We start from the raw sequence: 21,002 nt of genomic DNA, 5'->3' as shown, positions 1-21,002 counted from the left end.
GTTTAATGGTAAAACCTCAGCCTTCCAAGCTGATGACGAGGGTTCGATTCCCTTCACCCGCTTACCAAAAAAGAGCAATGTGTCGTTTTCGCTGACACCTTGCTCTTTTTGTTTAGGAAGGAATCTTAACAGGAAAGGAGTGAGTCGTGATGGATGGTGTACAATTGAAACTGGCTTTACAAGAGTACGCAGCAGAGATTGGGATCGATGAGCTGAAGGTGACGACGGCTGATCCATTTCTTGTCTTAAAACGTCGCTTGCAAGCGCAACAAGAAAAAGGATTCGCTTCTGGTTTTGAAGAGCCCGATCTCGATCTTCGAACGACACCGTCTCTACTCGTTGAAGATGCTGCTTCGATCATTGCCATTGCGGTAGCGTATCCAAGTACTCTCAAAAATGCACCTCGTGGTAAGGAAGGGGAGCGACGGGGAATCTTTTGTCGATCGTCCTGGGGACTCGATTATCACCAGGCGTTGCGACAACGCTTAACGTTACTTGAAGAAAAAATTCAAGAATTGAGTCCAGGTGCAAGGACGCGCTCGATGGTCGATACAGGAGAACTCGTCGATCGTGCAGTAGCAGAACGAGCAGGTATCGGATTCAGTGGGAAAAACTGCTCGATCATCAGTGAGGAGCACGGATCCTATCTCTATCTTGGTGAACTGATTACAGATATCGTCCTACCGCCGGATCAGCCAGTCGAAGAATTGTGTGGGACATGCAATAAGTGTATCGACGCTTGTCCGACGGATGCGCTTGTTGAACCTGGCGTCATCGACGCTAAACGGTGCATCTCGTTTTTGACGCAGACGAAAACATTACTGCCAGAACCATTCCGAATGGCGCTTGGGAACCGTCTATACGGTTGTGATACGTGTCAGCAAGTATGTCCGTATAACCGGAAGAAAAATGCGACACATCACGCTGAACTGCAGCCGGATCCAGAGCAAGTCAAACCGCTCTTAGTTCCACTCTTATCTATGAGTAACCGTGAGTTCAAGAGCCGGTTCGGGACGTTGTCTGGCGCATGGCGTGGAAAGAAGCCGATTCAGCGTAATGCGATTTGTGCGCTCGTCCATTACCGAGACAAGAGCGCGATTGAAGCGTTACGGTTAATGACAGAAACGGATGCCCGGGAAGACATGCGGGCACTGGCACTCTGGGCAGTCGGCCGGATTGGCGGAATCGATGAGAAGTCGTACATCGAATCACGTCTTTTAGCCGATATTGCAGTGGATGTGCAAACCGAAGGACAACGGTTACTTGAGGAGTGGGGGGAAGCAGATGCCATTTCAACAGCTCACTTATGAGTTTGGTACGTTGCTCGTCGCATGGGAAAAAGAGCACATCGTGTATCTCGATTTTGGATTGAATGAAGAGCGTGCTCGAACCTATTTGCAAAAAGAAACCGACGACGGTGAATTACCGAATGCTTGGCGCATGGCGTTTGATCGTTACGCAGTAGGCGATCGACAAGCGCTTGATGCACTTCCTTGTCATTTGCGTGTCACGCCTTTTGCAGAGCAAGTATTGCACGCTTTACGAACCGTTCCGTTTGGTCAGACGATCAGTTACGGTGAACTGGCTCGAATGATTGGGAAACCAAAGGCAGCACGAGCCGTTGGCGGTGCCTTGAACCGGAATCCGATCGCGCTAATTTATCCGTGTCACCGTGTCATCGGGGCGACTGGTAAACTGACGGGTTTTGCAAGTGGGATTGCCCATAAAGAAGCGCTTTTAGCGCATGAGATAGGAGAGAATTAAACCATGGCTATTCATGTCGTTATGTATCAACCGGAGATTCCTCAAAACACAGGAAATATTTCACGAACATGTGCAGCGACGCATTCCGTCCTTCACTTGATCCGACCGCTCGGCTTCTCGACGGACGATAAGCAGCTTAAACGTGCGGGTCTCGATTACTGGGAATTCGTCGATGTCCGTTATCATGATTCGTTAGAAGAACTGTGGGAGAAGCATCCGGAGGGGATTTTCTACTATATTACGAAATATGGAGAACAGTACCCGAGCCAGATCGACTTATCGGACGTCGAACAGGATTATTTCTTTGTCTTTGGTCGGGAAACAAAAGGATTGCCGCTTGAAGTCATCGATGCGAACGCGGAGCGTTGTATCCGTCTCCCTCAATCGAACCTCGTTCGTTCACTGAACGTCTCGAACACGGCAGCGATCATCGTCTATGAAGCATTGCGTCAGCAAGGATATGCAGGTCTTCTATAAAGCAAAAGCTCCATCCTGATTCAGGATGGAGCTTTTATGAATTATTCGTTACCTTCAGGTTTTTTGTTGTAGCCTGCAGTGAAGATTGCTGTCAAAAACGCAAGACTTACGCCGACCATTAAGATAAATGCCATTTTTGTTTCCCCCTTCAGTCTCTTGAACCGATATAATCTATTATAGTATACCTGTAAGTGAAATTGTGTGCTACATATGAATTTTCTATGAATGGAGACTCCACATGCGTACGAATGTTTACCTGTTAAGTTATGCCCCGCTGATCAGCATCTTGTTATTTAGTACATCCCTTGCAATTGCAACGACAGAACTCGCATTACATTGGCTCGATCAAGTTGGTGTGTACGATGAACTACTGCAACTCTTGACGGCACGCGATACGAAGCTCGTCGTTTGGCTCGGCTTTTTGATCGTCTACTTCATGATCTTCAGTTCATTGAAGTTATTATCGGATACGATCAATCAACTCGGTTTCGCCTTTTTCATCAAGGAACAAGAGGGAACGACACTCGGCATGTTACGTCCGGGTAGTATTCTGTTACTTATCGGAGGTTGTGTCAGCTTTGCCTTCATGACGTCCTTCTTACATGTCGGAATCGTGTTGCTTGCGTCCTTCCTCATCTATTTTATCTTTTATACAGTACAAATCAGTAAGATGACGAGTGCAGCAGGAGCCGTCGGATTGATCATCTTCTCCTTCTTGGCCTGGGGCGTTCTACTTGCTGGTCTATCATGGGTCGGTTTGACTTTATTTAATTCCTTCGGGGAAGCAATTTTATTTCCGAGTTGACTCAAGGGCGTAAAATCGTTGCCCACGTCTTAACCTGTAGCGTTGCATTCGCTTCGACAGGGAAAGGACGCGGGCGATCTGCCCCTAGCCAAATCCCTCCGATATGTTGATTTTTGATGCCAACGAACCACATATCCTTATTGTCGTTCGTTGTTCCTGTTTTTCCTCCAATATAACGAGCAGAGGAGTCAAATCCTTTGCGTCCCGTTCCATACGTCATGACATTTTTCAAACCAGCCCGTAATTCCCGGTTCGTCTGACTGGACCAAATCCGTTGTTCCTTTTCTTGTGGTCGTTCGACCGTTCCATTCTTAAGCGTAATACTTTTAATCATCGAAGCCGGTCGATAGATCCCGTCATTGACGAATACGGTATAGGCATTTGTCAGTTCATATGGACTGATCCCGTACTGTAAACCGCCTAGAGCACTCGTAAACGCATCATCTTCCCGTGTCCATTGACTGAACTGAAACGGACGGATGGACTTCAATCCTTCCCGGAAGGAGACCGCGAACGCGCGAATCGCTGGTGTGTTGTAGGAATAGGCAATTGCGTCGGCAATCGTCACTCGTCCAAGTATTCGATTTCCGCTATTTGAAGGGCAGTAGCCATCGATACAGACGGGACTACCGTCTAGCGTACTGGACAAGCGGGCTTTCGTCTTCTCGAGATAAGGACCGTAGACAAGTAACGGTTTGATTGCTGAACCAGGCTGTCGGTAGGATTGTACAGCCCGGTTGAATTGACCGGTCAATTCGGATTTATAGCCGACAAGAGCGGTGACTCCGTGTGTTTGTCCGTCGATGCCAACATAAGCACCCTCAATCGGGTTGGGTAGATTGCGAAGAGCTTCTTTAGCCCGTCGTTGTTCTGCTGAATCGAGATATGTCGAGATGACCGCCCCTTGTTGATGCAGATATTCTGCAGCATGCTTCTCACTCCAACCCTTTTTTTGAGCGGTCATCCGAACGGCAGCTTGAACGGTGGCATCGATATAGTCCGGATAAGGGACACTCGGTTTATAGGATCGAGGCGACACACGAGAAATAGCAAAATCTTTCGTCAGTACACGATCGCGTATTAACGCTTGAACGATTCGTTGCTGACGTTTTTTTGTGTTTTCAGGAAAGCGCAGCGGGTCATAAAGAGAAGGATTATTCGGAATTGCTGTCAAAAAGCTGACTTCTGACCAATTTAACTCGCGTGCCGGCTTATTGAAATACGATTTTGCGGCAAGTTCGATGCCATAAATATTATTCGCGAAATAGGCTTGATTGACATACGCTGTCATCAGTTCTTTTTTCGAATATTTTTGCTCCAAAGACACAGCAATTAACAACTCTTTTATTTTTCTAGTATATGTTTTTTCGTTTGTTAGATATGTCATTCTTGCTAGTTGTTGTGTGATCGTACTGCCACCTTGAGATTTAGAATCAGACTGGTTTTTCGTAAACGCGCGTAAGATTCCTGTGATGTCATATCCGTCATGTTGATAGAAACGCTGATCTTCGATTGCCACAAACGCTTGCTCGACTTTTTTCGGCAATGTTCGAGGTGTTAAGTCATCCCGTCGCAATCCGTCATAGAGCTCGACCCGTTTGTTTTCATAGGTTACGGTGATTGGTTGGTAGGAGGTCAGTGGATGTCGTGTCGTCTGTTCATCGGCCCAGAAAAAAAGTGTGCGTGCTGTTTTTAACTCATCTTTAATTGAAAATAAGGAAAACAGAAGCATCATTGTAAGACCAAGTAAGACGAGATATCCTGTCGTAATTCGCATGAGAACTCCTTTCAAAAAGCCATTTCATTCCTATTATCGGTCTTTTATGGAGAAATCAATAGATTTTTTTTCGATTTTTGTATTTTAATAAACCTATTTTGCAGGAATGTTATATTAAAAAGAGAAAAGATTGGGTATATAGAAGTATCTGTGGATTTTAGAACGCGAGTCATCTGAAAAAAAAGAGCATAAATGGAGGGGACGAAATGGCTAAAAAGAATGTCGTTGCGATGTTACTTGCAGGCGGAGAAGGGAAACGTCTGGGAGCTTTGACGAAACACACTGCGAAACCAGCTGTTGCATTTGGAGGAAAATACCGGATCATTGATTTCCCACTTTCGAACTGTACGAACTCAGGAATCGATACAGTTGGCGTGTTGACGCAATACGAACCATTAGAGTTGAATCGATACCTTGGCATCGGAAGTCCATGGGATTTGGATCGTCGTAATGGCGGATTAACGATTCTTCCACCATACCAAGCACAGAACGGCAAAAACTGGTATGAGGGCACAGCAAATGCTATTTATCGAAACATGAGTTATATCAATCAATTTGACCCTGAATATGTTCTTGTTCTATCAGGCGACCATATTTATAAAATGGACTACGAAAAGATGATTGAGGAGCACCGTGTGACAGGTTCTGATGTCACGATTTCCGTACGTGAAGTACCATGGGACGAGGCACCGCGATTTGGTATCCTCAATACGGACGATGACTTACGAATCAATGAATTCGAAGAAAAACCAAAAAATCCGAAATCAAATCTTGCATCGATGGGAATCTACGTCTTTAACTGGGATGTATTAAAACGCCATTTAATTCAAGATGCTGGCGATGCTGAATCAAGCTTTGACTTCGGTAAGAACATCATTCCGAACATGCTTTTTGAAAATCTCAATATCCGTGCGTATAAATTCAAAGGATACTGGAAAGACGTCGGGACGATTCAATCCCTTTGGGAAGCGAACATGGATCTATTGACGGCAGAGCCTGAATTCGATTTGTACGAACCGTCATGGAAAGTACATTCGGTCAACCCGAATCAGCAACCACAATACATTGGAAACGCTGCGACAGTCGAGACATCGATCATCAACGAAGGATGCCACATCGAAGGAGAAATCAATCATTCGGTTCTCTTCTATGGTGTCGATGTAGCAGAAGGATCACTCGTCAAAGACTCGGTCATCTTCCCGAACGTCAAAATCGGACGAGACGTCACGATTCACCGGGCGATCTTAGCAGATGGCGTGATCGTAGAAGATGGTGCAACGATTGGTTCTCCAGACGGAGAAGTTTTCGTCATCGAAGCAGACAGTATCGTCAAGAAGAACGAAGTCATCAAAGAAGCGATTCAATAAGGGGGATATTCGAATGAAGGTCGATTTATTAGGTGTCATCAATCTGAGTGGGGAAGAAGGCTTTTTCAAGGAATTGACGGAGCATCGTAACTTAGCGGCAGTTCCATTTGCAGGGCGTTATCGGTTGATCGATTTTACATTAACGAACATGGTACAAAACGATATCGCGAACATCGGGATTTTTACGCTCGAGAAATATCGTGGCATGATGGACCATCTTGGATCTGGTAAAGAGTGGGATCTTGACCGTTCAAACGGTGGACTCTATATCTTCCCACCTGCATTGTCACAAGATGCGAACGAGTTCCGTGGGGATCTATCGAACTTCCACCTTCACCGTGATTTTTTCCTTCGCAGTAAGGAAAACTATGTCGTCGTCTCTGGTTCAAACATCTTATCCGCGGTGGATTATCGCGATGTATTACGTGAACATAAAGAATCGAATGCGGATATTACGGTCGTCTATACGAAGCGTGAACTACCTTGTAAATACTGCCGCCCGATCCGTTTTGGTGAACAGAATCGCGTGACAGCGATTGGATCACGCGGATTCCAGCCGACGGATGAGACGTTCTACATGGAGACGGTCGTTCTATCGAAAAATCTCTTTGTTCGTTTAATTGATGAAGCGATTGCTCGTGGTGAGTACGATTTACTTCAGAGTATCATTCGTTCACAACTGAACCGTCTACACGTGCACGGTTATGAGTACAGTGGTACATCACAAGTCATTCACTCGCTTCGTTCATACTATCGTGAGAGCATGCTGTTGCTTGAACAATGGGGAGCAATCAATGACTTCCAGCACGTCTATACGAAAATCAAGCATGAGCCCCCGACACGTTATCTACCGGGCTCTGACATCAAGAACTCACTTGTCGCGAACGGCTGTAAATTAGAAGGAACGACAACGGACAGCATCTTGTTCCGTGGTGTCAAAGTCGGTAAACACGCTCGCATCAAGAATTCGATCATCATGCAAAAATCAGTCATTGAAGAAGGCGCGGTCGTTGAGTACGCGATTCTCGATAAAGAAGTCACCGTCAAACGCGGTCAAGTCATCCGCGGTACCGCTGAAGAACCAATCGTCATCAAAAAACAAACAATCGTTTAAAGGAGATGTCATTCATGAAGGTATGGTTTGCTGCCACGGAAGCGACACCCTTCATCAAGACAGGGGGGCTAGCTGACGTCGTCGGCTCGCTCCCTTTAGCGCTTGCTGAGGAAGGGGCAGACGTTTCGGTCGTCTTACCCAATTACGGTCAAATCAAGGAACAATACAAATCAGAGATGGAGTTTTTATTCGACTTCATCGTACCGGTCGGCTGGCGCCAGCAATTTGGTGCTGTCCTCCGATTGAAACAAGATGGTGTGACGTTCTATTTCATCGATAATGAGTACTACTTCAAACGGGATGGCGTCATTTATGGACATTACGATGATGCGGAACGGTTTGCGTATTTCTCACGTGCTGTCCTTGAAATGATCCAACATCTAGATCGAAAGGAAGTACCGGATGTTATCCATTGTCACGATTGGCAAACAGGTGTGATTCCAGCGTTCTTACGCATCCATTATCAGCATCTTGAGCGCTATCAAGATATTAAAACGGTCTTTACGATCCACAACTTACAGTACCAGGGAGTCTTCCCGGAAGAAGTGCTCGGTGACTTACTTGGTTTGAGTCATGAACATTTCACAGCGGATGGGATCGCTCATAACGGTCTCGTCAATTACATGAAGGCAGGACTTGTCCACTCCAATCAAATCACGACAGTCAGTCCATCGTACCGTGATGAAATCATGGATCCGTATTACGGTGAGACACTTGAGCCGGTCTTGCAACATCGCGCTGTCGACGTGCGTGGCATCTTGAACGGAATCGACTATCGTCAATTTGATCCTGCTCATGATACGCATCTCGTTGAGACGTATTCCGTTGATACCGTCACGGAAGGAAAAGCAAAAAACAAGGCTGCCTTACAAGAGGAATTAGGTCTCCCGATCAATCCGGACGTACCACTGTTCGGTTTCGTTTCTCGTCTTGTCGACCAAAAGGGAATCGATTTACTCGCGCATATCTTACCAGACTTGTTCGAACTCGATGCGCAGTTCATCATTCTCGGATCGGGTGAAGCGGAATATGAAGGGTTGTTCCATCATGCGACATCGATTCGTCCAGACAAAATCGCTTCTTATATCGGATTTGACGTTGGTCTCGCACAACGGATCTATGCAGGAAGTGATGCTTTCTTGATGCCTTCGCGTTTTGAACCGTGTGGTCTCAGTCAGTTGATTTCGATGAAGTATGGCTGTTTACCGGTCGTTCGGGAAACAGGTGGGCTCCGTGATACGGTTAAACCGTTCAATCAGTTCACGTTAGAAGGAAATGGATTCTCGTTCGCGAATTATAATGCACATGAGTTTTTAGAAGCGATTAAACGTACGATTGAGGTTTATCATGATCGACCAGTCTTTGAGCATTTGATTGAGACAGCGATGAATGAGGACTTCAGTTGGTTGCGTTCAGCCGACGAATACTTGGCTTTATATCGTTTGATTGCACCGTCCGCCACTTGATCGTATCACTGGGAAAAGGGGTTACGTCATGTTCAAAGATAAAGAGAAGTTCAAGGAGAGGTTTACGGAACGATTCGTTTCGATGCATGGCAAGGCAATAACGGAAGCAACAGAAAACGATATCTATCAGACACTTGCCTATCTGGTACGTGAGACGGTCACGACCGACTGGTTACGGACGAAGGAAACGTATATCCATAAAAAAAGTAAGCAAGTCTATTACTTTTCACTCGAGTTTTTACTCGGACGTTTCCTGCATAATAACTTATTAAGTCTTGATGTCTTAAAGGATGTGGAACGGGGACTTGACGAACTCGGATATCAGCTCAGTGATTTGACAGAAGAAGAGCCAGAACCTGGACTTGGGAACGGAGGGCTCGGTCGTCTCGCGGCGTGTTTCCTCGATTCCCTGGCTGCGCTGGGTCTGCCTGGACACGGGAACGGGATCCGGTATCAGTACGGTCTGTTTAAGCAAAAAATCATTGATGGTTATCAAGTCGAGTTACCGGATAACTGGCTGAAGAACGGGAACATGTGGGAAATCAGACGTTCTGATAAAGCGGTCGATGTTCCATTCGGTGGACATGTCTGGCTCGAAGAAGTCGGTGATGGATATCGTGTCCATCATGAGCCGGCTGAAATCGTCCGTGCTGTTCCGTACGATATGCCGATCGTCGGCTATCAAAACAAGGTCGTCAATAACCTGCGACTCTGGAGTGCTGAGTCTCCACTTGATGATGATGAATTACTTAGCCAATACCGTGGGAACTATAAAGATTTACTGGCACATAAACAATCGATTCAGACGATTTCAGAGTTTCTGTATCCGGATGATACGACGTATGAAGGAAAAGAGTTGCGTTTGAAGCAACAATACTTCTTTGTCTCTGCCGGATTACGGAGTATCTTGACGTCCTTTAAAAAGCGAAATCATTCATTGAAGCAACTCGGCAACCATATCGCTATCCATATCAACGATACACATCCGGTCGTCGCGATTCCGGAGTTGATGCGGATTCTTGTCGATGAAGAAGGATTTGGATGGGAAGAAGCATGGCGGATCACGAAGAGTGTCATGTCGTTTACGAACCACACGTTACTGTCAGAAGCACTCGAGCGCTGGCCGATCGATTTGTTCCGTCGCTTGTTACCGCGCATCTACCTCATCATCGAGGAAATCAACCGACGCTTCTGTAAGGATGTGCTTGCAAACTATCCACACATGGAAGCGCATATGCGAGATATCGCCATCATCGCGGATGACCGGATCAACATGGCGAATCTGGCTGTCGTCGGCACGCATTCGACGAATGGTGTCGCTCAGATTCATACTGAGATTCTGAAGCAGCGCGAGATGCGACTATTTTATGAGATGTTTCCGCTTCGCTTTAATAATAAGACGAACGGAATTACACATCGTCGCTGGTTCCTCTCATCGAATCCAGCACTGGCAAATCGTGTGACAGAAGCAATCGGGGATAGTTGGATTCAGCATCCGTCCGATTTGCAAAAGTTGACGAAATGGGCAGAAGATTCAGCATTACAGAAGGACATCGCCGAGATCAAACTTCAGCGTAAAGAAGAATTAGCGTTGCTCATTGAAAAAGAAACCGGGATCGTCGTGGACCCGACCTCGATTTTTGATGTTCAAGTCAAGCGATTGCATGCGTACAAACGTCAACTCTTGAATGCGTTACACATTCATTCACTTTACTATCGTCTGAAGGAAGACCGTTCCTTCACGATGACACCGCGGACATTCATCTTTGGTGCAAAGGCGGCGCCAGGCTATCATTATGCAAAAGAAGTCATTCGTTACATTAATGCATTGGCACGCTTGATTAACGATGATCCAGACGTCAGTCCATACTTGAAAGTCGTTTTCCTAGAAAACTATCGTGTATCGCTTGCTGAGAAAATCTTCCCGGCAAGTGACATCAGTGAACAGATTTCGACTGCAAGTTATGAAGCCTCTGGAACCGGCAACATGAAGTTCATGATGAATGGTGCACTGACAATCGGAACGCTCGACGGAGCGAACATCGAAATTCGAGACGAGGTCGGGGATGCGAACATCTTCATCTTCGGCTTAACACCGCAGGAAGTCATGAATTATAAGCAGTACGGTGGTTACAGTGCATACGATCAATACAGTGCCCAACCCGAGCTACGACGAATCATCGATAGTCTCGTTGATGGAACATTATTTGCTCCAGGTGAATTCCAAGCGATTTATGATTCATTATTGACGTATAATGATGAATATTTAATTTTAAAAGATTTCTTATCCTACCAACAAGCGCAGGAACGAATCGATCGGATGTATCAGCAACCAGAAGAATGGTATAAACGCGTCATTCTTAATATTGCACGGTCAGGTGTGTTCTCAAGTGACCGAACGATTAAAGAGTATGCGAATGCGATCTGGAACATCAAACCGATTCAACTCTGAACAAAAAGACACTGACAGATGTTTCTGTCAGTGTATGATGCTTACGAACGGGAGACATCTTCACCACGGCTGACCCAATCACTATAAGAGCCGGCGTAAAGCCGGACATCGGTTTTCCCGAGTGAATGGAGAGCGATGACATTGACACACGCTGTCACACCACTTCCACAATAGAGGATAGGGGCTTTGACCGGTAGGATGTCGGCGTACAGTTCTTTCAAATCTTCCGCGTCCCGTAAGCGACCATCTGGTGAGAGTGCTTGTTCGAAGAAACAATTCACGGCACCTGGAATGTGGCCGGCGACGTGATCGAGTGGTTCGATTTCTCCACGGTATCGATCGGGTGCACGGGAATCGATGACCATCGTTTCTGTCAGCTGATCTTTCAACTCTTCGAACGAGACAAGCATCTCATCTTGAAAACGAGGCGTGTACTGAGACGGTTCATAAGTAGGAACGTCGTCCGTGACCGGAAGATCGAACGCTAGGTAAGAGGAGAATCCGCCCTCAAGGACGACGACACGCTCATGTCCGATCCATTTAAATAACCACCAGGCACGAGCGGCATACGGAAAACCATCGTCGTACAAGACGACGAAGTCTTCTGGTGTTACACCATGCTGTTCCAGTGTGTGTTGCCACGCTTCTTTTGAAGGAAGCGGATGCCGACCACCGACCTCATCGATGGGACCGGAAAGGTCAGTCGTTAAATCCAGGTGCTGTGCACCTTCGACGTGTTGTTCCAAGAAAGCATTCCGTCCATATTCAGGTTGTTGCAAGTCATATCGGCAGTCAAACCAGCGAATCTGATCCGTTCGGACGAGCTGTTGAAGATCTGCCATTTGAATCGTAGGAAACATGCCTCATCACCTTACCCTTTCTAGTGTTAATCATATGAAAGGTATCGCTTCATCGCAAGTCTTACCCTCATTCAAAAAGGAGTCGATTTACCATGTCATGGAAAGAAACCTATCAAAAATGGGATCAGTTCGCTGATTTAGATAGCACATTAAAAGAAGAGTTAGTCACGTTAGCAACGGATGAAAAAGCAGCCGAAGAAGCATTTTATAAAGAACTCGAATTCGGAACAGGTGGTATGCGCGGGGAAATCGGTGTCGGAACGAACCGGATGAACGTATATACGGTCCGAAAAGCATCACAAGGGTTCGCAGCATTCATTAAGGCATCGGGGGAAGAAGCGGCAGCAAAAGGAATCGTCATCGCACACGATTCACGCCATTTCTCACCAGAATTTGCGTTAGAGGCGGCACGGACGCTCGCAAGTAACGGCATCAAAGCGTATCTGTTCGACGGTCTACGTCCGACACCGGAACTTTCGTTTGCGGTTCGGTCTTTACAAGCGGCGGGCGGGATCGTCATCACGGCGAGTCACAACCCACCAGAGTACAATGGCTATAAAGTATACGGGGATGACGGTGGACAACTTCCGCCAAAAGAAGCAGATGAACTCGTTTCGTACGTCAGCCAAATCGAAGATGAGCTATCGATTGAACTGGAGCAAGAAGAAGTCCTTCGCGCGAACGGTTTGATCGTCCGTGTCGGAGAAGAGCTCGACGAGGCGTATCAAGAAAAATTACAAACGATTCGTGTCTTACCTTCGATTCAATCGGAATTAGCGAATCCACTTAAAATCGTCTTCACACCACTTCACGGAACAGGTCTTGTGCCGGTAACAGAAGGCTTGAAACGGTATGGATTCGAACAGGTAACAGTCGTCAAGGAGCAAGCAGAACCAGACGGTGCGTTCCCGACCGTGACGTCACCGAACCCGGAAGAACATGCTGCCTTTAAACTGGCGATCGAATATGGTGACCGGACAGATGCCGACATCTTGATTGCGACGGATCCCGATGCTGACCGTGTCGGAGTCGCAACACGTGATGCAGACGGAGAATGGACAGTCCTGACAGGGAATCAGACGGGAGCGTTATTGCTCGACTACATCCTTTCACAAAAAGCGGCGCAAGGAACACTGCCAGCGAACGGATTCGTCGCGAAGACGATCGTTACGTCGGAACTCGGCGCGTTGATTGCACGTCATTATGATCTCCATGTCGAGAATACATTGACAGGCTTTAAGTTCATCGGGGAAAAAATCAAACAATATAACGCATCGGGTCAATATGAGTATCTCTTCGGATACGAGGAGAGCTATGGTTACCTTATCGGTGACTTCTGCCGAGACAAGGATGCCGTCCAAGCGTGCTTGTTAGCCGCTGAGATGGCTGCGTACCATAAGAAAGAAGGACGGACGCTCTATGAGGCATTACAGGCGATTTACGAGCAGTTCGGGTACTTTGAAGAGTCACTCCGCTCTCTGACACTCAAAGGGAAGGATGGCGTGGCACAGATCGGGCGTATCATGGATACGTTCCGTGAGAATCCGCCAAAACAAGTGGCTGGAGAACAGGTCGTCTTATTCGAGGACTATGATGCGAGCATCGCCCACGATTTGAAGACACATCAACCTTCACCGATCAACCTGCCAAAATCCAACGTACTGAAGTTTACGCTTAGCGATGGATCATGGTTCTGCCTTCGTCCATCGGGTACGGAACCAAAAATCAAATTCTACTTCAGCGTCACGTCACCCGATGCTGCTGAGACGACACGGAAACGTCAGCAGATCGAAGATGAAGTCATGCAAGAAGTCGAACAAATTCAATAAGTCCTATGCAGGATCACGTCATCGACGGGATCCTGTTTTTGTCTGAGAGCATCAAAAAGTGAAATCCGTGCAACCGGTACCATTTTGAGGTACAGTAAACGAGATAGAGTTTATACGATAGAGGAGTTGGAAGACAGATGGAACGGATTCAACTAACAGAAGATTTATCATTCTCACGCATTATTCATGGTTTATGGCGATTGAATGAATGGGAGATGACGAAAGAAGAGCGGCTTGAATTGATTGAAGCATGCCTTGCTTTAGGAATTACGACATTTGATCACGCGGATATCTATGGTGACTACACGAATGAACGCTTATTCGGAGAAGCGCTTGCTTTAAAACCGGAGTTACGTGACCGAATGGAGATCGTTACGAAGACGGGGATCAAGATGAAAGGGAACCATTTCTCGGATCAGTCGTTATCATTCTACGATACGACGAAAGAGCATATCATCAAACAGGTGAATCGTTCTCTTCAAGAACTCGGTGTCGAGTACGTGGATACGTTGTTGATTCACCGTCCAGATCCGTTGATGGACCCGAACGAGATTGCTGAAGCGTTCGTAGAGTTGAAGAACGCAGGAAAGGTACGGACATTCGGTCTCTCGAACCATACACCTGCGCAACAAAGTCTCATTCAGTCGCGCTTACCATTCATGCTCGTGACGAACCAACTCGAGTTGTCGGTTTCGGAACTGAAACATTTCGAGGATGGATCCGTTGATCTCTGTCATGAAAATGAGATGCCGTTGATGGCATGGAGTCCGCTTGCAGGCGGTCATCTCTTCAAGGAAGAGCAATATGCACCGTTACGCGAAAAATTAGCTGAGATCGCAGAGACGATCGGGGCAGAAGAAATCGATGAAGTCGCATATGCATGGTTGCTCAAACATCCAGCACGTATCATGCCAATCGTTGGTTCTGGTAAGATTGAACGTATCGAATCTGCTGTTCGTTCGACGAAATTGTCTTTGACACGCGAGCAATGGTTTGAGATTTTAAAGGCATCACGTGGTCGTGACGTCGATTAATTGGTTTCAAGATAGAAGCGGATCAATGCGCACGTTGTCCGTTAGCGAAATAAAGTGAGAGGATCGTTTCCGATATATCATCTGGAGGCGATCCTCTCTTTCGTTTACGAATAGAGTGTTCCTCTCATTTAAAAGTAAATAAAAAAAGCCCCATCTCAAGGGGGAGGAGAGATGGGGGATCTATGAGGTTAAGCTTCTAAGCGAAGCATCTCCTGACGATATTTATCTAAACGATCTTTACTTGCTGACATGGCAGCTTGGTCATTGGCTTGAATCGCATCGAAGAGCGTACTGAGCTCATAATCGATTTCGAGACGTAGCACTGGAATTCGCTGCTCTGCATCTTGTCTACGGAAAGCTTCAATTACTTGTTTCATCTAGGCCACGCTCCTTTGTAAGTTGTCAGATAATTCTGATTTTTATTAGTATACTTGATTATTCCCGGATTGCCTAGTGCTAAACCTAAAAAAATCTAAAAAAACACACTTGAAATCCTGACGGTTCCAAGTGTGGAAAATTCATTCTGGAATGCTGAATCGTGCCTCTAAGCGATGTTGAACACTTTGAATGAGTGTCGACATGATCCAGTAAATTGCAGCTGAGAATAGCAACAACGGCATGACGAGATACGTCGTTGCTGAAATCTGGTCAGAGACGTATGTCAATTCCTCAACAGCAACAATCGTACCGAGTGATGTCGATTTGATGATATCGATGACAGAGTTCGAAAGTGGTGGAATCGCCCGAGATAGTGCTTGCGGCAAGATGACGTCCTTGAATGTCTTACGGCGCGGAATACCGAGCGAGTCAGCGGCTTCCCATTGTCCACGATCGACAGAGGAGATGGCAGCCCGGAACGATTCAGAGATATACGCAGAAAAGTGAAGCGATAAGCCGAAGGCGAGAGCTTGGAATCCAGTCAATTGAAGGACAACGAGACCATTGTATAAAATCAGGATTTGTAACAGCAATGGTGTTCCTCGGAAGAAGGAGACGTATAAACGTGCAAAACCGCTAAAGACGGCAAGACGGCTATCACGCATGACGGCAAGAATCAACCCGAGAATAAGCGCAAAGACGATGGCGAGACCACTTGCTAGAAGGGTCGTACCAATCGCCTTTGCGTAGACGTCCGAGTTATCCCGGACGATCGTTAGTAATTCACTCACTTACTGATATCCTCGTTGAAATACTTCTCACCGATTTTTGCAAGAGTGCCGTCTTCTTGCATCTCAGAGAGTGCTTTATTGAAGTCTTCTGTATACTTGCTGTTTTTTGCCATCATGAAGCCTGATTCGTTCTTGTCGAACGTCTCACCGACCGCTTTGACTTTATAGCCTGCTTTCTTCAGCTCCGTCAAAACGAAGAGACGATCGTTCATAGCAGCATCAACACGACCTGCTTCAAGATCTTTTAAGACTTGGTTCGCACCTTTGTAGTATTTCACTTTCGCGCCAGCTTCTTCAGCCGTCTTCGCGTAAAGTGAACCTTGTGTCGAACCGACTGTCTTTCCTTTTAAGTCGTCGAGTGTTTTGATGTCGTTCGTTTTATTGTTGACGATGATCGTTGAACCAGAGACCGTATACGCATCAGAGAAAGCGTATTTTTCTTGGCGCTCAGGCGTGATTCCCATTTGGTTCGCGATGACATCGATTCGTTTTGAATCGAGTGCTGGGATGAGTCCTTTGAAGTCCATCGCTTTGTAATCGACTTTATAGCCGGCACGTTTTGCGACTTCGTTCATGACGTCTACGTCATAACCTGTCAATTTTCCTTTTTCTTTATACGTGAAAGGTGGGTACGTTGCTTCTGTACCGACTGTAATGACTTTTGACTCTTTATCAGAACCTGCGTTGTCGTTCGAAGCGCCGCATGCTGCAAGCACCCCCGCTGTCGATAATGCTGCTACAGCTAATTTCAAACCGTGTTTCATAGCGCTCTCTCCTTTATAAATGAATGATTTCAATTCCTAGTTTTCGAATAGGATTAATTTTAAGCTACAAGCAGTATCATACAAAGTTACAGGAACGTCTGTCAATAAAAAAGACTGCCCTTAAAAGGACAGTCTGAAACATCGTAACTGATCGATGATGCGATTAACGGATCGTTGCTTCCGTCGCAGAGTCGAAGAAGTGTGCTTTTGTCATATCGAAGAAGAGATCAAGCTGCGATCCCATCTCGACGTGTGAGCGTGAATCAACACGTGCCGTGAACGCTTGTTGTCCGACTTTTGAGTAGAGGTAAGACTCTGCACCCATCAATTCGGATACTTCGATATGTGCTGGGAAGCGGTGTGCTGTTTTCGTGTCTTGGTAGATCAATTCCGTATGGATGTCCTCTGGACGAATTCCGAGGACGAGATCCTTGTTCGTGTAACCACGGTCGCGGAGAACTTTCATTTTTCCTTCTGGTACTTCGAACTTCTCTTCTGTTCCTGAAACGTGGAAGAGACCGTCTTCCGCTAATTTACCTGTCAAGAAGTTCATCGATGGTGAACCGATGAATCCGGCAACGAACATGTTATCTGGGTGATCATAGACTTCTTTCGGCGTACCGACTTGTTGAATGATACCCGCTTTCATGATGACGATTCGTGTCGCAAGCGTCATCGCTTCCGTCTGATCGTGCGTAACGTAAATCGTCGTCGTCTCAAGACGTTTGTGTAGCTGAATGATTTCCTTACGCATTTGTACACGCAATTTAGCATCTAAGTTCGAGAGCGGCTCATCCATCAAGAAGACTTTAGCATCACGAACGATGGCGCGACCAATCGCTACCCGTTGACGCTGACCACCAGAGAGTGCTTTTGGCTTCCGCTCGAGGTATTCTTCAAGACCGAGGATACGAGCTGCGTTATCGACGCGTTGCTTGATTTCATCTTTTGGGAACTTCCGAAGCTTTAATCCGAACGCCATGTTATCGAAGACGTTCATGTGTGGATACAGCGCGTAGTTTTGGAAGACCATCGCGATATCGCGATCTTTTGGCGCTACATCGTTCATGCGTTTGCCGTCGATGATGAAATCCCCACCTGAGATTTCTTCAAGTCCAGCAATCATCCGGAGCGTCGTTGATTTACCGCAACCTGATGGTCCGACGAAGACGATGAATTCTTTATCTTTAATGTGAAGGTTGAAGTCATCAACCGCTTTTGCATCACCTGAGTAGATTTTATCGATATGTTCAAGACGAATTTCAGCCATGTGTAGTTCCCCCTAATGTAAATGATGAAATAATAACGCTTACAAGATTTAGTATAAAAGAAGTCAGGGAGTCTGCCTATGGACAACCTGACTAAATGCAAACGTTTTCAATTAGGCATCATGCTACAAGAAGTAAGGTATAGAGGAAAGTAGCGCCTTCAAATGAGCGAACATCGATTCCAGTCTGCTCCGTCAACCGGTCGAGTCGATACTGGAGGCTATTTCGATGTAAGAATAGATGTTTTGCTGTCAGGGAGACGTTCAAATTAGCTCGACAAAAAGCAAGGATCGTCTCACGAGACTCTGGCTCGAGTAAACGGATGAACTGATCGACGAGTGTCGCGCGGTGCCGGTCATCTAGACTTGCAAGACGGATCATGGCAGGCAAGAAACGTTCGATTTGCATCGAAGGAACGAAAGCAAGCGCTGCTTGTTCGAGTTGGAACTGAACGGCGATATCACCTGCAGCACGTTGTTGACCAAGCAATACCTTACCGTCGAGTACAAAATCAGATTGTAATGCAAAAAATAAATCGGATAGTTCGGACTCGATGACAAACTCTTCGCGTTCAACGACCGTGAAGCGGTGTGTGCTAAAAGGAATAAGGATGCTCGTCTGCGAAAAGAAAGAGGAGAGCAATTGTTGAATTTCTTCACTTGTCCGTTCATCGGTTGGATTGAACAAAAAATGGACAAGTCGGAACGACTGATCTTCGAGGGCATGAGCAGATTGGATACGCTCTCGCCATAGATCGATATCAGACCGCGACGTCGTGATGATGCGTTCAGCGAATACATCAAGCAGTTGTTGTTCGCGGTCAGAGATGGCAGTCGCCTTGATTCCAAAACAGAGTCCATCTTCAAGGCGATATACGCTATACTGTTCCTGGCAATAAACATTCGGATCGGTCGTAAGCTGGTCATTGAATACAGTCATCAGTTGTCGTAACACACGGCATCACTCCTAAATCGTACATAACTATCTCGACTTTACCATAAGTCGAAAATCGGAAGGAATGATAACTTATGTCAGATACGTTTTTACTCGTATTGAAACTTGTCGGAATCATTGTCATTGGGGCCCTGATTGGCGCAGTCACGAATCATCTAGCGATTCGGATGTTATTTCGACCACTTGAACCGAAATACATCGGAAAATTTCGCGTGCCGTTTACGCCGGGTCTGATTCCTAAACGGCGAGATGAACTAGCAGCGAATCTCGGACGGACGGTCGTCAAGCATCTCTTGACGCCAGAAGGGATCGGGAAACGTCTCGCATCACCAGCTGTTCGTGGAGCTGTCACACGGCTCGTCGAACATGAAGTCATGAAATGGACACGTTCAGAAGAGACGACGGAAGCGTGGATTAGTCGATTCATCGATGAACCCAAACAACGGATTCAAGGAAAAATCAGTTATCACTTGGAGCAGGAGTTTTCACTCCTCATGGGTAAATGGCGTGAGCAGTCCGTGCGCGAGTTGATCGGGGAAGCCGGAGAACAAAAAATCGAAGAGGTCATGCCAAGACTCGTCACATCCGTATTGCACCAAGCAGAGGAATATTTTGATGGACCAGAAGGACGTCTACAACTCGAGGAAACTGTTGCTCGTTTCATCCAACAGCGTCTCGGAGGTGGGATGTTCGGGATGTTGCTCGCGAACGTCAACGTCGTTGATATGATTCAGCCGGAGCTGAAACGGGTACTTCAATCAGAGTCGACGTCTCAGTTCATCCTTGCCTTATTACGTCAGGAATGGCAAAAGGGACTAGATCGTCCACTGTCGTCTTATATGACAGAAGAGACGGAGTCACGGATTCGACAGACCGTCAAAGAACAAGTCTTGGCGCGTTTACCGATTGAATCGATGCTTGCTACACCATTACGCGTCTGGTTGAATCCCCTCGAGTCACAATTACTCGAGCAACATGTCCCTGTCGTCATCGATCATCTATTCGAACGGACGACGAATCAAATCGGGCAAATTCTACAAACGCTTGATCTCGAAACGATTGTTCGAGAAGAGGTCGGTTTGCTGGATACTGCGTATCTCGAGGAAATCGTCTTATCGATTTCCAAGCGAGAATTCCGGGCTATCACTTGGCTTGGAGGGTTGTTAGGTGGTTTAATTGGATTGATACAGGCGGGGCTTTATCTCGTCTAAACAAATTGGAGGTTTTACTCATGGCAGAAACAAACTTATATGATCACGCGTACACACTGGAGCGTGCATTACGTGAGACTTCGGAGTACACGACATTAAAAGATTTGTACACGCAAGTTAACGCGGATCCGGAATCAAACGAATTGTTTGCATCGTTCCGTAACATCCAACTCGAATTACAACAAAAGCAGATGCAAGGTGAAGAAATCACACCAGACGATATGGCGTCTGCCCAAACAAAGATGCTTGAAGTCCAAAACAACCCACTAATCAGTCAGCTGATGCAAGAAGAGCAACGGATGCACACGATGCTGACGGAAGTCACACAAATCATCATGAAGCCGTTAGAAGAACTCTACGCGCCAATGATGGAGCAACAAGACGACGTTCAATAAGTCATCAAAAAGGAAGACGCGCCATTATGGCCGTCTTCCTTTTTTGTATAGCTCAAGATGAAGTAGGGACGATCCGTGGCAAGTAAGCGCGCTCGAAATGAATCAAACGACCTGAACGTGTGACACGAGCTGCATGATGAGCGTACCCACTCTCATTGAGACGCCGAATCCCTTCTTCTCGTGCCTGTCCATCTGCTTCTGCTTCAAAAACGTCATCGAGTAACGTTTCACCACGATCTGAAAAGACTGTAATCGTATACTGCATACTTGTTCCTCCCTTGTCTGATCGGTCTTGT

At 46.4% G+C, this 21,002-nt stretch carries 20 protein-coding genes; 12 read left to right on the top strand and 8 right to left on the bottom strand.

All coding sequences use genetic code 11. From position 1 onward, the window contains the following. The first annotated feature begins 149 nt into the window (after positions 1 to 149). From queG to ASF99_RS03900, 4 genes are all read left to right on the top strand, one after another. A complete protein-coding gene (queG, locus tag ASF99_RS03915) occupies positions 150 to 1,310 on the top strand; it encodes a tRNA epoxyqueuosine(34) reductase QueG (RefSeq protein ID WP_023467317.1) in 1,161 nt (386 codons plus the stop codon). Continuing rightward, complete coding sequence (locus ASF99_RS17745) at positions 1,285 to 1,764, top strand: methylated-DNA--[protein]-cysteine S-methyltransferase (RefSeq protein WP_055967038.1); 480 nt, start codon at positions 1,285 to 1,287, stop codon at positions 1,762 to 1,764. The genes queG and ASF99_RS17745 overlap by 26 nt, the downstream gene beginning before the upstream one ends. 3 nt (positions 1,765 to 1,767) lie before the next feature. Continuing rightward, positions 1,768 to 2,241 (top strand): tRNA (uridine(34)/cytosine(34)/5-carboxymethylaminomethyluridine(34)-2'-O)-methyltransferase TrmL, encoded by a 474-nt coding sequence (gene trmL / locus ASF99_RS03905; protein WP_023467320.1) that lies wholly within the window; start codon positions 1,768 to 1,770, stop codon positions 2,239 to 2,241. Between the two features lie 238 nt (positions 2,242 to 2,479). Next, a complete protein-coding gene (locus ASF99_RS03900; protein ID WP_023467322.1) occupies positions 2,480 to 3,046 on the top strand; it encodes a DUF5366 family protein in 567 nt (188 codons plus the stop codon). 1 nt (position 3,047) lies between these two features. Here ASF99_RS03900 and ASF99_RS03895 read toward each other — a convergent pair whose 3' ends face one another. Further along, the gene (locus tag ASF99_RS03895; protein ID WP_023467323.1) at positions 3,048 to 4,823 is read right to left on the bottom strand and encodes a transglycosylase domain-containing protein; all 1,776 of its coding nucleotides are present in this window, start codon (positions 4,821 to 4,823) and stop codon (positions 3,048 to 3,050) included. A 206-nt stretch (positions 4,824 to 5,029) separates the two neighbouring features. On the opposite strand from ASF99_RS03895, the gene ASF99_RS03890 reads away from it, so the two are divergent. Genes ASF99_RS03890 through ASF99_RS03875 form a run of 4 tightly spaced genes read left to right on the top strand, consistent with a single transcriptional unit; the run spans position 5,030 to position 11,222 of the window. Next, positions 5,030 to 6,190, top strand: a complete 1,161-nt coding sequence (locus ASF99_RS03890; protein WP_055967036.1) for a glucose-1-phosphate adenylyltransferase — start codon at positions 5,030 to 5,032, stop codon at positions 6,188 to 6,190. Between the two features lie 13 nt (positions 6,191 to 6,203). Next, entirely contained in the window at positions 6,204 to 7,304 is a 1,101-nt protein-coding gene (gene glgD / locus ASF99_RS03885) for a glucose-1-phosphate adenylyltransferase subunit GlgD (RefSeq protein WP_055967033.1), read from the top strand. Between the two features lie 14 nt (positions 7,305 to 7,318). Next, positions 7,319 to 8,770 (top strand): glycogen synthase GlgA, encoded by a 1,452-nt coding sequence (gene glgA, locus ASF99_RS03880; RefSeq protein ID WP_029340919.1) that lies wholly within the window; start codon positions 7,319 to 7,321, stop codon positions 8,768 to 8,770. 28 nt (positions 8,771 to 8,798) lie between these two features. Next, positions 8,799 to 11,222: a glycogen/starch/alpha-glucan phosphorylase gene (locus ASF99_RS03875; protein ID WP_055967030.1), complete on the top strand. Its 2,424-nt coding sequence runs from the start codon at positions 8,799 to 8,801 to the stop codon at positions 11,220 to 11,222. 41 nt (positions 11,223 to 11,263) lie between these two features. Here ASF99_RS03875 and ASF99_RS03870 read toward each other — a convergent pair whose 3' ends face one another. Next, complete coding sequence (locus ASF99_RS03870) at positions 11,264 to 12,082, bottom strand: sulfurtransferase (RefSeq protein ID WP_035398489.1); 819 nt, start codon at positions 12,080 to 12,082, stop codon at positions 11,264 to 11,266. Between the two features lie 92 nt (positions 12,083 to 12,174). Between ASF99_RS03870 and ASF99_RS03865 the strand changes: the two genes are divergently transcribed. Beyond that, a complete protein-coding gene (locus tag ASF99_RS03865; RefSeq protein ID WP_023467329.1) occupies positions 12,175 to 13,911 on the top strand; it encodes a phospho-sugar mutase in 1,737 nt (578 codons plus the stop codon). A gap of 137 nt (positions 13,912 to 14,048) precedes the next feature. Further along, positions 14,049 to 14,945, top strand: coding sequence for an aldo/keto reductase (locus ASF99_RS03860; RefSeq protein WP_055967028.1), 897 nt, complete (start codon positions 14,049 to 14,051; stop codon positions 14,943 to 14,945). A 188-nt stretch (positions 14,946 to 15,133) separates the two neighbouring features. On the opposite strand, the gene ASF99_RS03855 is transcribed toward ASF99_RS03860, so the two are convergent. The 5 genes from ASF99_RS03855 to ASF99_RS03835 all read right to left on the bottom strand — a co-directional run bounded on the left by ASF99_RS03855 (position 15,134) and on the right by ASF99_RS03835 (position 19,100). Then, entirely contained in the window at positions 15,134 to 15,322 is a 189-nt protein-coding gene (locus tag ASF99_RS03855; protein ID WP_023467331.1) for a hypothetical protein, read from the bottom strand. A gap of 141 nt (positions 15,323 to 15,463) precedes the next feature. Then, positions 15,464 to 16,114 (bottom strand): amino acid ABC transporter permease, encoded by a 651-nt coding sequence (locus ASF99_RS03850; protein ID WP_023467332.1) that lies wholly within the window; start codon positions 16,112 to 16,114, stop codon positions 15,464 to 15,466. Continuing rightward, positions 16,111 to 16,878 carry a transporter substrate-binding domain-containing protein gene (locus ASF99_RS03845; RefSeq protein WP_023467333.1) on the bottom strand — a complete coding sequence of 256 codons (768 nt, stop codon included), beginning with the start codon at positions 16,876 to 16,878 and terminating at the stop codon, positions 16,111 to 16,113. Before ASF99_RS03845 ends, ASF99_RS03850 begins: the two co-directional genes overlap by 4 nt. 163 nt (positions 16,879 to 17,041) lie before the next feature. Further along, positions 17,042 to 18,148, bottom strand: coding sequence for an ABC transporter ATP-binding protein (locus tag ASF99_RS03840; RefSeq protein WP_055967026.1), 1,107 nt, complete (start codon positions 18,146 to 18,148; stop codon positions 17,042 to 17,044). A 118-nt stretch (positions 18,149 to 18,266) separates the two neighbouring features. Continuing rightward, positions 18,267 to 19,100, bottom strand: coding sequence for a PucR family transcriptional regulator (locus ASF99_RS03835; RefSeq protein WP_023467335.1), 834 nt, complete (start codon positions 19,098 to 19,100; stop codon positions 18,267 to 18,269). 74 nt (positions 19,101 to 19,174) lie between these two features. Here ASF99_RS03835 and ASF99_RS03830 point away from each other — a divergent pair, with 74 nt between their 5' ends. Together ASF99_RS03830 and ASF99_RS03825 are read left to right on the top strand one after the other, a co-directional pair. Next, positions 19,175 to 20,311, top strand: coding sequence for a DUF445 domain-containing protein (locus ASF99_RS03830; RefSeq protein WP_035398483.1), 1,137 nt, complete (start codon positions 19,175 to 19,177; stop codon positions 20,309 to 20,311). Positions 20,312 to 20,331: 20 nt separating this feature from the next. Next, on the top strand, positions 20,332 to 20,706 hold the full coding sequence (locus tag ASF99_RS03825) for a YlbF family regulator (protein WP_023467337.1): 375 nt from the start codon (positions 20,332 to 20,334) through the stop codon (positions 20,704 to 20,706). A 52-nt stretch (positions 20,707 to 20,758) separates the two neighbouring features. Here the strand turns inward: ASF99_RS03825 and ASF99_RS03820 are convergent, their stop codons facing one another. Next, entirely contained in the window at positions 20,759 to 20,971 is a 213-nt protein-coding gene (locus ASF99_RS03820; RefSeq protein WP_023467338.1) for a YhzD family protein, read from the bottom strand. Positions 20,972 to 21,002 lie beyond the last annotated feature (31 nt).

The organism is Exiguobacterium sp. Leaf187, from assembly GCF_001423925.1.
GTDB classification, from domain to species: domain Bacteria; phylum Bacillota; class Bacilli; order Exiguobacteriales; family Exiguobacteriaceae; genus Exiguobacterium_A; species Exiguobacterium_A indicum.
This window is presented reverse-complemented; position numbering and strand designations above follow the sequence as displayed.

What these genes read in the sequence shown, in the direction of transcription:
- glgD (WP_055967033.1), top strand. Translation starts at nt 6,204, where the DNA reads ATGAAGGTCGATTTATTAGGTGTCATCAATCTGAGTGGGGAAGAAGGC.
- ASF99_RS03900 (WP_023467322.1), top strand. Translation starts at nt 2,480, where the DNA reads ATGCGTACGAATGTTTACCTGTTAAGTTATGCCCCGCTGATCAGCATC.
- ASF99_RS03865 (WP_023467329.1), top strand. Translation starts at nt 12,175, where the DNA reads ATGTCATGGAAAGAAACCTATCAAAAATGGGATCAGTTCGCTGATTTA.
- ASF99_RS03820 (WP_023467338.1), bottom strand. Translation starts at nt 20,971, where the DNA reads ATGCAGTATACGATTACAGTCTTTTCAGATCGTGGTGAAACGTTACTC.
- ASF99_RS03895 (WP_023467323.1), bottom strand. Translation starts at nt 4,823, where the DNA reads ATGCGAATTACGACAGGATATCTCGTCTTACTTGGTCTTACAATGATG.
- ASF99_RS03855 (WP_023467331.1), bottom strand. Translation starts at nt 15,322, where the DNA reads ATGAAACAAGTAATTGAAGCTTTCCGTAGACAAGATGCAGAGCAGCGA.
- ASF99_RS03825 (WP_023467337.1), top strand. Translation starts at nt 20,332, where the DNA reads ATGGCAGAAACAAACTTATATGATCACGCGTACACACTGGAGCGTGCA.
- trmL (WP_023467320.1), top strand. Translation starts at nt 1,768, where the DNA reads ATGGCTATTCATGTCGTTATGTATCAACCGGAGATTCCTCAAAACACA.
- ASF99_RS03840 (WP_055967026.1), bottom strand. Translation starts at nt 18,148, where the DNA reads ATGGCTGAAATTCGTCTTGAACATATCGATAAAATCTACTCAGGTGAT.
- ASF99_RS03890 (WP_055967036.1), top strand. Translation starts at nt 5,030, where the DNA reads ATGGCTAAAAAGAATGTCGTTGCGATGTTACTTGCAGGCGGAGAAGGG.
- glgA (WP_029340919.1), top strand. Translation starts at nt 7,319, where the DNA reads ATGAAGGTATGGTTTGCTGCCACGGAAGCGACACCCTTCATCAAGACA.
- ASF99_RS03875 (WP_055967030.1), top strand. Translation starts at nt 8,799, where the DNA reads ATGTTCAAAGATAAAGAGAAGTTCAAGGAGAGGTTTACGGAACGATTC.
- queG (WP_023467317.1), top strand. Translation starts at nt 150, where the DNA reads ATGGATGGTGTACAATTGAAACTGGCTTTACAAGAGTACGCAGCAGAG.
- ASF99_RS03845 (WP_023467333.1), bottom strand. Translation starts at nt 16,878, where the DNA reads ATGAAACACGGTTTGAAATTAGCTGTAGCAGCATTATCGACAGCGGGG.
- ASF99_RS03870 (WP_035398489.1), bottom strand. Translation starts at nt 12,082, where the DNA reads ATGTTTCCTACGATTCAAATGGCAGATCTTCAACAGCTCGTCCGAACG.
- ASF99_RS03830 (WP_035398483.1), top strand. Translation starts at nt 19,175, where the DNA reads ATGTCAGATACGTTTTTACTCGTATTGAAACTTGTCGGAATCATTGTC.
- ASF99_RS17745 (WP_055967038.1), top strand. Translation starts at nt 1,285, where the DNA reads ATGCCATTTCAACAGCTCACTTATGAGTTTGGTACGTTGCTCGTCGCA.
- ASF99_RS03860 (WP_055967028.1), top strand. Translation starts at nt 14,049, where the DNA reads ATGGAACGGATTCAACTAACAGAAGATTTATCATTCTCACGCATTATT.